A 12444-nucleotide genomic window follows, 5' to 3' on the forward strand; every position below is an offset into this window, starting at 1 on the left:
AGGTAATCATATCATTAATAATTGCAACGCCATGTTAATTAATGAATTAAGAAATATTAATTTGATTATTTTTCCTGACTGGTCTAATTTACAAACTGCGATGCCTTCTCTACGAGAGGCTGCGCCAACGGCGAGCTTCGCTAACGCAGAAGATTTGACAAATGTTCTCAGAACTCTTTTCACACATCCAGCTATACAAGATATAACGCTGCTAATTTATAGTCAAAGTTTATCGGATGAACTACAGGATAATGCTAACTCATTACTTTTTGAAACAGTTCTGAAACTTAGTTTAGAAGAAGCTGTCTCGGAAGACCTGAATGCGATCGCTTTGAGAGACTAAAGCAAGTAGATTTTGACTTTGCCTAAGAAATAAGTAAGTATTAACACTAGTGATTATAGCGATCCAATATCTGCGGTTAAATAGCCATAATATCCCCGTTAAACCTGTGTGCAAAGAGGGTTAGGTAGGTTTTTTATTCTCGTTATCGTTTCCATGCTGAACATGGAAACGATAACCGATTTAACCTTTCTGTCACCGAGAATGATAATTTCCTTTGCCCTCAGCAATGTGTCAGCGATCGCGAGGGTTTGACTTAGTTAGCTTTCATTAAGCAATCACAGTAATATTTGCACTAGTAAGCAGCGCCTGATTTGAGAACTGGGCAATCTGAACTTGTGCAGCACTACCAACCCCATCTTTATCAAAGAATAGGTTCCCAGTAGCTTGATTGTAGATAAAGCGATCGCTTGCTGTTGCCGCACTAGTCCCAAGTCGGAATAAGCCAGAATCAAGTGTAGTATTCTGAGATTGGCTCAGTCCAAATTCTACCTTAGAAACGAAGATAGTATCATCTCCAACAGTAAAATCAGCGATGCTATCATAGCCTCCAGTACGGGTATCAGCCAGATTGAAGCTATCTCGCCCAGTTCCACCAGTCAGCACATCTCGACCAATTCCACCAGCTAGTAAATCGTCACCGAAACCACCGAACAAGGTGTCATTGCCGGAACTACCAAAAAGGCTATCGTTGCCATCAACTCCATTCAAGATGTTAGCGCCAGTATTTCCCGTGAGGATGTTATTAAGGCTGTTACCAGTACCATTGATTGCCCCAGTTCCAGCCAGAGTCAAGTTTTCTAGGTTATTTCCCAACACCCAACTCACCGAAGACTTAACTAAATCTGTACCTGCATCTAAACCTTCAGTAATCATATCGCTGAGGTTGTCTACGGTGTAAGTGTCATTGCCGACTCCACCGTCGAAACTATCAATTCCCGCACCTCCATCCAAAGTGTCATCGCCTGCACCACCAAACAAGGTATCATTGCCGGAACCGCCAATCAGATTATCAGTACCATCAGCTCCATTCAAGACGTTAGCGCCAGTATTTCCCGTGATGATGTTATTGAGACTGTTGCCAGTACCATTGATTGCCAAACTTCCAGTCAGAGTCAAGTTTTCCAGATTAGCTGCCAACATCCAACTTACCGAAGACTTAACTAAATCTGTACCTGCATTTAAGCCTTCAGTAACAGAATCGCTGAGGTTATCTACGATGTAAATGTCATTGCCGACTCCACCATCGAAACTATCAATTCCTACACCTCCATCCAAGGTGTCATCGCCTGCACCACCGAACAAGGTATCATTACCTGCACCACCAATTAGGCTATCATTGCCATCTTCCCCGCTCAAGATGTTAGCACCAGTATTTCCTATGAGGATGTTATTAAGGCTGTTACCAGTACCATTGATTGCCGAGCTTTCAGTCAGGGTCAAGTTTTCCAGATTAGCTGCCAACATCCAACTTACCGAAGACTTAACTAAATCTGTGCCTGCATTTAAGCCTTCAGTAATCGTATCGCTGAGGTTGTCTACGATGTAAGTGTCATTGCCGATTCCACCATTGAGACTATCACCTCCCAAACCTCCATCTAAGGTGTCATTGCCGGAACCTCCCAACAAGGTATCATTGCCGGAATCACCAATTAGGCTATCATTGCCATTTTCTCCACTCAAAGTGTTAGCAGCAGTATTCCCAATTAAGATGTTATTAAGACTGTTACCAGTACCATTGATTGCCTCGGTTCCAATCAGGGTCAAGTTTTCTAGATTAGCTGCTAACACCCAATTAACCGAAGACTTGACTAAATCTGTGCCTGCACTGGCAGATTCAATAATCGTGTCGCCAATGCTGTCCACAGTATAAGTGTCATTGCCTTTGCCCCCAATGAGACTGTCATCTCCTCCACCACCATCTAAGAAATCATTTCCATCGCCGCCATCAAGGGTGTCGTTATCACCTAATCCTTGCAGGGTGTCATTGCCCAGAAATCCTGAGATAATATCCTTTTTTACAGTACCAGTCAGGTTGTCTGCTACTGTTGTGCCATTAATCACATTAGGGATTTGATTAATGGTATTAGCCACTGTCAATGCAAAAATATCGCTGACAGTTGCAGTTCCATCACTAGCAGTAACTTTGATGTTGAGGCTACCAACGTTGTTATTTGTAGGAGTACCACTAAAGGTAGTGCCGTTGAAGGTTAACCAAACAGGAAGTGGATTACCATTTTCCAAAGTGGCGGTGTAAACGAGGTTATCTCCCGCATCGACATCGCTGAAGGTGTTTGCTGGTAGAGCGAAACTGAAGGCGGTGTTTTCTGTAGCAGTTTGGTCAGCAATGGTATTCGCCACTGTTGGGGCATCGTTGGTATTAGCCACTGTCAATGCAAAAACATCGCTTACAGTTGCCGTTCCATCACTGGCGGTAACTTTAATGTTGAGGCTACCAACGTTGTTATTTGTGGGAGTTCCACTGAAGGTGTTGCCGTTGAAGGTCAACCAAGCAGGAAGCGCAGAACCATCGGCTAGAGTGGCGGTGTAAGTGAGCGGATCGCCATCTGGATCGCTGAAGGTGTCAGAGGGAACAGTGAATGTGAAGGGGGAATCTTCAACTGCATTTTGACTGGCAATTCCGCCCTCTGTTACTGAATCAATCGATTCAATCACTGCTCTCAAGAGAAACTGATCAAAGTATTCCCCACCCTCAATATCAAAACCAAATGGAGATGACCATTTTGAGAGATCAGGTGGCATCTGAGGCAGAGAGTCAGAATTCAGTGCAGTTCCTGTCGAATCATCCAACTGCCAAGAAATGTGTGTAATGGGAATAGTGCCAATGGGTGAGTTTGTGTAGCTCCGCAGCAAATAATTATCCATATCACGATTCACAACCTCTAACACGAAGTTGACCTGTGATGGGGCAGTCTGAAACGTATAATTTCCTGCCTGGGCAACAATTCCATACCCTGTTGCATAATGCCAGTAATCTCCAACATCAGAGGCATTATCTGAATCGAGGGTCGAGGGGTTGAATGTGTAGCTGCCTGTCAGTGCTGTTCCAACTGCGATCGAGCCATCAAGTAAGTTCGTATTTCCATAAACGTTGGTGAAGTGACCGCTAAAGCCTACAGTTGTACGAAGGGCAACTGTAGGGGCATCATTGGTATTGTTGACTGCGATCGCAATTTCTTTTTCGTAGAATAAGCCACCCTGATCTGTGGTGCGTAGACGGATGTTGTAGCTATTCTTGGTTTCGTAGTCGGGGGAGCTATTAATCCGTAACTCGTTACCCACAATTGTGAAGACGCTGTTATCGGTGCTGCCAGTACCCGAAACTAGGGTGTAGGTGTGGGTGTTGTCTGAATCAAGGTCAACAGTGCTAAAGTTGCCAATTGCTGTGTTGGCAGGAACATTTTCGTTAACACTACTGGCACTGAGACTCATGTCAGTGGGGGTACTGTTGAGGTCAAGCTGAAAAAGTTCGCGCCCAGTATTACCATTGTCAGCAACAAAGTAGAGTTTGCCATTGGTGTAAATTAGGTTATTGGGATTAGAGCTACCCGCGCCAGAGAAGATATCCTTGACGCGGACGGTACCAGCCTCGGTGCCATCACTCTTCCACAGTTCCAAACCACCACTGCTGTCGTTGGCACTGAAATACAGGGTGCCGTTGACATTAGTCAGATTTTGCGGGTTAGAGCTACCCGTGCCAGAGAAGATATCCTTGACGCGGACGGTACCAGCCTCGGTGCCATCACTCTTCCACAGTTCCAAACCACCACTGCTGTCGTTGGCATTGAAGTACAGCGTGCCGTTGACATTGGTCAGATTTTGCGGGTTAGAGCTACTTATGCCAGAGAAGATATCCTTGACGCGGACGGTACCAGCCTCAGTGCCATCACTCTTCCACAGTTCAAAACCGCCACTGCCGTCGTTGGCACTGAAGTACAGGGTGCCGTTGAAATTGGTCAGATATTGCGGGTCAGAGCTACCCGTGCCAGAGAAGATATCCTTGACGCGGACGGTACCAGCCTCGGTGCCATCACTCTTCCACAGTTCATTGCCACTACTGCCGTCGTTGGCATTGAAGTACAGGGTGCCGTTGAAATTGGTCAGAAATAGCGGGCTAGAGCTACCCGTGCCAGAGAAGATATCCTTGACGCGGACGGTACCAGCCTCGGTGCCATCACTCTTCCACAGTTCAAAACCGCCACTGCCGTCGTTGGCACTGAAGTACAGGGTGCCGTTGACATTCGTCAGATAGTGCGGGTTAGAGCCACTTGTGCCAGAGAAGATATCCTTGACGCGGACGGTACCAGCTTCGGTGCCATCACTCTTCCACAATTCAGTGCCATTACTACTGTCGTAGGCAATGAAGTACAGTGTGCCGTTGACATTCGTTAGATATTGCGGGAAAGAGCTACCCGTGCCAGAGAAGATATCCTTGACGCGGACGGTACCAGCCTCGGTGCCATCACTCTTCCACAGTTCAGTGCCATTACTGCCGTCGTTGGCATTGAAGTACAGGGTGCCGTTGAAATTGGTCAGATATTGCGGGGTAGAGCTAACCGTGCCAGAGAAGATATCCTTGACGCGGACGGTACCAGCCTCGGTGCCATCACTCTTCCACAGTTCAAAACCGCCACTGCCGTCGTTGGCTCTGAAGTACAGCGTGCCGTTGACATTCGTCAGATTTTGCGGTGAAGAGGAAGCTCCACCAGGATTGATATCTTTTATGAGGTTAATCGATGTTTCTTCTGCTGGCATAACCGTTTTTCCTAATAGATAAGAATCACAAGCGAAATCAGGCGTTGGTAGACGCCCCAAGTGCGATCGCTATTTTTCTTGCTATGTAAAAATGCGATCGCTAAGTTCCCCAGCTTCACTTTTTTTAAATTAAACAGCCTCGGCAAATATGTCTAATTTGATACTTTGTTTAGATAAAGCCCATTTGGTTTAGTCAATATAAGCACTTCATATCAACCAATATCGACACGGATATGAACAATCGCCGTGCAAAGAGGGGTTAGGTAGGTTTCTTATTTTCCTTATCGTTTCCATATTCAGCATGGAAACGATAACCGATTTAATTTTTCTGTCACCGAGAATGATAATTTCCTTTGCTCTTGGCAATGTGTCTGCATTGATACTTGATTTAGAAACCCCATTTGATTTAATCGGTACAAGCACTGCACATCGACCAATATCAACACGGAACGGATATGGAGGGGATGAAAGAAAAATCTTGGTAGTTGTCCCGCCTGAACTTAGCCGATCCTCGTAAATTGGTAAAGGTATTGATAAATTTAATTAAATTTTTGACTTTGCCTGGGAAATAAGTAAGTATTAACACTTGTGATCCTGAAACGAAGTAATGATTGTGAAAGTCGAAAATGAAACGTTCAAATCGCCTTGCTTGGATGGGAGCGATCGCACTCGCTGCGATCGTTTTACTTAGTTTGTTCGCGGCTCCCAATAATACTAAAATTAACACTGGCTCTACCTACAACCGGAACTCTGATGGCTATGGTGCTTGGTATGCTTTTATGCAACAACAGGGAATTTCTATTAAACGCTGGCAAAAGCCTTTTAGTGATATTCAGCCAGAGAACAGCCCAGTTACCTTCCTACAGGTAGGCGGCTATCCCAGGGACACACTGGATAGTCAAGAGCAGGAATGGGTAGAAAAAGGGAATACTTTGGTAATTTTGGGTGCGAAGGCGCGGGTTACAGAAGCGGAGTTTAGCACTATGCAAAAATCTCCTGAAGGTGATATTAAAATTGATACACGTAGACGATATAAAAAAGCTAACTCCAAACAAGTTAATTTAGGCGATCGCTTTGGTGCTGTTGTCTGGAAAGAAAATTACAAAAAAGGAAAGGTGATTTTTTCTACCACTCCTTATTTAGCTGCCAACGCCTACCAAGATTATTTAAGTAATTTCAAGTATTTAGCTAGTTTGGTTACTGAAAAAAGTAACACAGTCTTTGTCGATGAATACATCCACGGCTATAAAGATGCCGATGTCAGGAAGAAAGAAAACGAAGGAGATTTATCTAGCTTTTTTGCCAAAACTCCTTTACTTCCAATCTTGATACAGGTAGGTATCCTGCTATTAGTGCTAGTTTGGGCGCAGAATCGCCGCTTTGGTAAGCCAGTAGCTTTAGATACACCAGTTGTAGATAATAGCGAAGCATACATCCAAGCTTTAGCCGGGGTGTTGCAGAAAGCTGATACCACCGACTTTGTTGTTGAAATGGTAGGTAAACAAGAACAACTACAACTCCAAAAAGCCTTGGGATTAGGGCAAGTACTTTTAGAACGTCAAGCCTTGATTGATTTTTGGATGGAAAAAACAGGTGCAAGTGCAGCAGAATTAGATGCAGTTTTAAAGCTACAATCTCGCAAACAACCCATCAGTGAACGTGACCTGTTAAGCTGGTTGGGGAAATGGCGAAGCATTAGGGAAATTCGTAATTCGTAATGGGCTACGCCCCGCTACGCTAACGTAATTTGTAATTATTTTTTTGAAATTTTGCATAAAATCTCTGTGCCTAAGTACTTCTGAGTAAATGATTTATAAACAAAAATATGAGCGAAACCCATCCTATCTTAATTCGTCTTGGTCAAGGTCTTAATCAAGTAATTGTCGGACAATCTAGCTTAATACAGCAAATTTTAGTAGCACTGCTAGCGGGTGGGCACGTAATTTTAGAAGGAGTACCGGGAACTGGGAAAACCCTTTTAGTAAAGGTGCTAGCGCAGTTAATTCAAGGGGAGTTTCGCCGGATTCAATTAACACCAGATGTTTTACCTTCAGATATTACTGGTACTAATATTTTTGACTTGAATAGCCGCAATTTCACTTTGAAAAAAGGGCCAATATTTACTGAGGTATTGCTAGCAGACGAAATCAACCGTACTCCGCCCAAGACACAAGCAGCGCTGCTAGAAGCGATGGAGGAGATGCAGGTAACACTGGATGGTGAAAGTTTGCCTTTACCAGATTTATTTTGGGTAATTGCGACACAAAATCCCCTGGAATTTGAGGGTACTTATCCTTTACCAGAGGCACAGTTAGATAGATTTTTATTTAAGCTGGTGGTAGATTACCCCGATAAAGCTGCTGAAAAGCAAATGTTACTCAATCGTCAGGCGGGTTTTGCAGCACGACGTTTAGATATTAGCCGTTTGAAACCAATCGCAACAGTAGCCGAAATTTTACAAGCACGACAAGCAGTCAAAGAAGTTAAAGTATCAGAAGCGATCGTTGATTATTTGTTGGCGTTGGTGACAATATCGCGTCAATATCCCGATTTGACTTTGGGTGCATCACCCCGCGCTACCGGTGCTTGGTTGCAGACATCTCAAGCATTAGCATGGTTAGCGGGAAGAGATTTTGTCACACCAGATGATGTAAAAGCAGTTGCATCTCCGTTGCTACGTCATCGTCTCATCTTGAAACCAGAAGCGATGCTGGATGGTTTACAAATGGATGCAGTAATTGCGTCGGTAATTAATCAAGTACCAGTTCCGAGGTGAAAAAATTAAACCTCTGACGTAAATCCTAAAATTAGCCCTCATCCCCCAACCCCTTCTCCCAAAATTTCCTCGTTCCCAGTCTCTGACTGGGAATGCATTCACTGAGTCTCTGACTCAATGTCTGAATGGAGGCAGAGCCTCTAAATCAGGCATTCCCATGCAGAGCATGGGAACGAGATATTTCAAAGTCCCTCTCCCAAGTTTGGGAGAGGGATTTAGGGTGAGGGCTAATTATTAATTAGGACTTACGCAAAAACCCTCTCAAACTCTCATTCCTCCGTGAACTCTGCGCCCTCTGTGGTTCGTTTTCCGTTACCCGTGCGTAAGTCCTATTAATGATTCCGAATTCAAAATCAGATCGCACCTCTAGATTTGCACTTTTCTGCATAGCTTGAAAATTCATCTCCAATTAAAATAAGCGCATACTTCAATGAGTTAGGGCTAAAAGATGCAAGATATGACTCCCAAGTTAAACGCCAAAGACAAAGAAAATTTTCATAAAGCTTAAATAAACTTTGAATTTGGATGAAAATATGGTAGTAGTAAATTTAAAAGAACATCAAGTTTTTGGATATTTACCAGTGGAAAAAAAGCTGGGTATTCTTGTTGTAGATGACCACCAATTAATTTTAACTGGTACGCTCGATGTCTTAAGTAGACAGTATCCCGAAGCTGCTATCATTAAGGCTCAGACGGCAAAAGAGACTCTTTTTCAACTTGAATATCATCACTTTGACCTGATTGTGATGGATTTATCAATTCCCGATCGCCAAGGGGAAACAGCAGAAATTGATACCGGAATTAAGCTGTTGCAAACTTTGCTCCAAGAATATCCCCATCAGAATTTCATGGTACAAACTAGTTATGTGAAGGCGTTAATTCGGATCAAACACGAGATTGATAATCATCAAGCTGGATTTGCGATCGCAGATAAAGGATTACCCGAAGATGAAATGCTAATGCGGGTTAATTTGTCCCTTCATGGTGCAACTCACACCAAAGACATCAAAACGGGAATCGAACTCAAACCAGAATGGTTGGAAGTGTTGCGGTTGGCTTTTGAAGAGAGTTTGACAGATAAAGCGATCGCCGATCGAATGTATAAATCAGAAAGAGCAGTACGTACTTACTGGACGAAGATTCAGGATGTGTTGGGAGTATATCCTGAAGACTGCAAGCAAAGTGGTAAGAATATGCGAATTCAAACTGAAATTCGTTCCCGTGATGAAGGTTTAATCGATTAATCCGGGAAAAAGCGAGATGAGATTATGTTCGTTGATTACTTATTAAACTCGAAAAACCCCAAAGAATCAAAACTACGCTTTGTCTTATCAAGTGAACCATCTGACACCAATTTGAAAAAAGAATGCGACAGATACATACTCCCAAACCTTTGTTCTGTCTGGCTTTATTAATTTTTAATTTTTAATTTTTAATTGGTATGAGTGTGGGGGTGCAATGACTGTGGGAATTATAACTAATTATCTAGACATGATATGAGCAGGAGAATCTGGAATCGCATTCGCCAAGAATTTGGGTTGTGGTTACAGGCTGCACCTCCTGGAATCATGGTACTGTTTATGGTGATATTGATACGTATAACTGGAGGAATGCAATCTTGGGAATGGATGCTTTTCGATAAGATGTTATATCTGCGCCCAGTAGAAAAACTTGATGAACGTGTAGTAATTGTAGGTATTGATGAAAAGGATATTGAATGGGTTAAGCAATATCCCATTCCAGATGAGAAGATTGCAGAGTTACTCACCAAGCTGGAAACTTATAAACCGTTAGCTATTGGGCTGGATATCTTCAAAAATGTTCCTGTTGAACCTGGTGGTAAAGAACTTGCGCAGGTGTTGCAGCAGAATCCTAATATTATCGGGATTCAAAAAATATTACCACCCGAACAAACTTCTCCGCCCCAGAATTTGCCACCCGAACGAGTTGGATTTGTCGATTTACCTAACGATCGGGATAGCAAAAATCGGCGCTATTTGTTATTTACAACAAACCCTAATAATCCTAACAATATCAACGAAGATAAATATTCTTTAGCGCTGCGGTTAGTTGTTAAATACTTTCAAGCGAAAGAAATTGAATTGGAAACAGGAAAAAATGACTTGAATACAATGAGATTTCGGGGGATTGAATTACCCCGAATCACTCATAATTTTGGCGGATACGTTAATGTTGATGATGGCGGATTGTCAATTTTAATGAATTTCCGCAATACTTCCAAGCCTTTTCATGTTGTCTCGCTACGCGACATTTTAAATGGAAAAGTAGATGCAGAATTATTGCGCGATCGCATTGTATTAGTTGGCAACCGCAACACGAGTACTGGCGATATTTTTTATACATCTGCATTGGCAAACTTAGAATTAAACGGTCAAATTTATGGCATTGAATATCACGCTCATGCAATCGGTCAAATTCTTAGTAGTGTAATCGACAGTCGCCCAATGTTGCATAGTTGGCGAGATATAGAAGAGTATGCATGGATCTTTGTTTGGGGTTTTCTGCCGATAATTATCGGACGGCTTACTCAATCTGTTTGGAAAAATATACTTAGTGTTGGCGTCGCCGGATTTGCTCTGTTTAGCTGCGGGTATATGATGTTGTGGGTGTGGGGTATATGGATTCCGGTAGCACCTGGTTTGCTGATCTTAGCTGTAAATGGGCTTGGCTTAAGTGCTTTTGCGTTTTACCAGCATGATAAATTCTTGCGATCGCAAATTAACGAACGTCAAAACACAATTCAACACACATTTACCGTAATTCATAATGGCCCTTTGCAAACTCTCGCTTATGGATTAAAGCATCTGCGTGCTAAAGATATCCCCTACGAACAACTGGTTGGGCAATTTGAAAAACTCGATCACGAGATTCGAGAACTTGGTGAATTTCTCAAACTCGAAGCATTAACCGCAGAAGAGAGTTTGCGTTTAGGTAGCGGATTAATACTTGAATTGAAACGACCTTTGCACGATTTATTATATGAAGTTTATTCAAGTACATTAGAACGTAAAGATTTTGAACATTTTCAAACATTAAAAGTAAAAATTCGCAATTTTGAACCGATTGATGATAAATATTTAACTATAGAACACAAACGCGGAATATGTCTGTTTTTGGAAGAAGCTCTATGTAATGTTGGTAAACACGCTCAAGGAGTCAAGCGAGTTCAAGCATCGGGTGTTTATAGTGCAAATAAATACAATTTAGCTGTGAGAGATAACGGTTTGGGCATTAAATCAAAACTAGAAAATAAAGGCACAAAACATTTTAAAATGCTTGCTAAAGAATTAGGAGGAGAGTTTCGCCGTGAATCCCTTTCTCCACGTGGAACTATATGCGAACTTAGTTGGACACCTACGAAGGAATTTTAAGAAAGAATGAGGCGTTATATCATGTCCGCTAGATTACTTATTAAACCTGAAGAACCCCACCCCGCCAAAGCTATGCTTTGTCTCCCCTCCCCGCAAGCGGGGAGGGGCTGGGGGTGGGATGCAATGACTGTGGAAATCATAACTAATTATACGGACATGATATTTAGTCGCCAAAATTCTAAATTCTTAAAAAGTTTTAGATAAACATACAATCAACAGCATTTACCATGAGTCATCAACATTTTGGATTTTGGCAAAATCAGCGCAGACTTACAAGCTTGGTTGTAGGAGTAGTTTTTCTTATGACCGCAGTCCCAGCATTTGCTCAGTTTAAACCACGCGATCGCAAACCAGCCAGCGACAATACCCGTGGGGGTGGTTCGCGTGGATGTTCAGCTAGCGGCATACCACTGACACAGCTTGCACCTCAGACATTTATCGGTAAAACCACTTCCACGCGTCCAATGTTAGCTTGGTATATGTCAAGTTCCCAAAATGCGCGATTCCAACTGTATGAATTTGATTCAGCTAACACCGTTAAAAAAATTGGGCAAGTTAAAGAAATACCCACAACAGTCGGGATTAACAAACTAAAACTTCCCATTGATTACCCCGAACTCACAGTTGGTAAAACATATTTATGGCAAATTGCAATTGACTGCAAAAACGACACGATTATTAGACGTGCAGAATTTACCGTTATCAATCCTCAATCACTTGCTAAAAATCGATTTACGAGCATTCCAGAAAGCATAAATTATTATGCTGAAAATGAGCTGTGGTATGAAGCACTGGAAGAAGCATTAAAAGCAACTGCTAATGGGAAACTGGGGGAAACTGGAGCAACTTTAGTTAAAGAACTAGCACAGTCCGAAATGCTTATCGGCGATCGCGTAGATCAAAAAAAGATTCAGCAACGAATTGAATATCTCCAGAAAATTGCCAGCGAAAGAATATAGCAGTTTTCATTTTGATGCAACACACTCTGGCCTCACTCCAAACACTGAATTTACCCCCCTTAATCCCCCCGATATATTGGGGGGAAACAAGAAATCTAGTTCCCTCCCCTTAGAAAGGGGAGGGTTAGGGTGGGGTAAAACCTTGGTTAATCAGCTATTTCAGACTTGTGTGTACACCGTAGCTCCTCTTAGGAGAGGGTT

At 42.6% G+C, this 12444-nt stretch carries 7 protein-coding genes; 6 read left to right on the plus strand and 1 reads right to left on the minus strand.

The genetic code is table 11. From position 1 onward, the window contains the following. The first annotated feature begins 31 nt into the window (after positions 1-31). Positions 32-343, plus strand: a complete 312-nt coding sequence (locus CDG76_RS19360) for a hypothetical protein (protein ID WP_094350580.1) — start codon at positions 32-34, stop codon at positions 341-343. A 267-nt stretch (positions 344-610) separates the two neighbouring features. Here CDG76_RS19360 and CDG76_RS19365 read toward each other — a convergent pair whose 3' ends face one another. Next, entirely contained in the window at positions 611-5116 is a 4506-nt protein-coding gene (locus CDG76_RS19365; RefSeq protein WP_094350581.1) for an ELWxxDGT repeat protein, read from the minus strand. 626 nt (positions 5117-5742) lie between these two features. Between CDG76_RS19365 and CDG76_RS19370 the strand changes: the two genes are divergently transcribed. From CDG76_RS19370 to CDG76_RS19390, 5 genes are all read left to right on the plus strand, one after another. Next, the gene (locus CDG76_RS19370; RefSeq protein WP_094350582.1) at positions 5743-6834 is read left to right on the plus strand and encodes a DUF4350 domain-containing protein; all 1092 of its coding nucleotides are present in this window, start codon (positions 5743-5745) and stop codon (positions 6832-6834) included. 107 nt (positions 6835-6941) lie between these two features. Continuing rightward, the gene (locus tag CDG76_RS19375) at positions 6942-7892 is read left to right on the plus strand and encodes an AAA family ATPase (RefSeq protein ID WP_094350583.1); all 951 of its coding nucleotides are present in this window, start codon (positions 6942-6944) and stop codon (positions 7890-7892) included. Positions 7893-8425: 533 nt separating this feature from the next. Continuing rightward, positions 8426-9136, plus strand: coding sequence for a response regulator transcription factor (locus CDG76_RS19380; RefSeq protein ID WP_094350584.1), 711 nt, complete (start codon positions 8426-8428; stop codon positions 9134-9136). Between the two features lie 252 nt (positions 9137-9388). Beyond that, positions 9389-11284, plus strand: a complete 1896-nt coding sequence (locus CDG76_RS19385) for a sensor histidine kinase (RefSeq protein WP_094350585.1) — start codon at positions 9389-9391, stop codon at positions 11282-11284. A gap of 227 nt (positions 11285-11511) precedes the next feature. Beyond that, positions 11512-12243, plus strand: a complete 732-nt coding sequence (locus tag CDG76_RS19390) for a DUF928 domain-containing protein (RefSeq protein WP_094350586.1) — start codon at positions 11512-11514, stop codon at positions 12241-12243. Positions 12244-12444: the final 201 nt, after the last annotated feature.

The organism is Nostoc sp. 'Peltigera membranacea cyanobiont' 210A (assembly GCF_002246015.1).
Taxonomy (GTDB): domain Bacteria; phylum Cyanobacteriota; class Cyanobacteriia; order Cyanobacteriales; family Nostocaceae; genus Nostoc.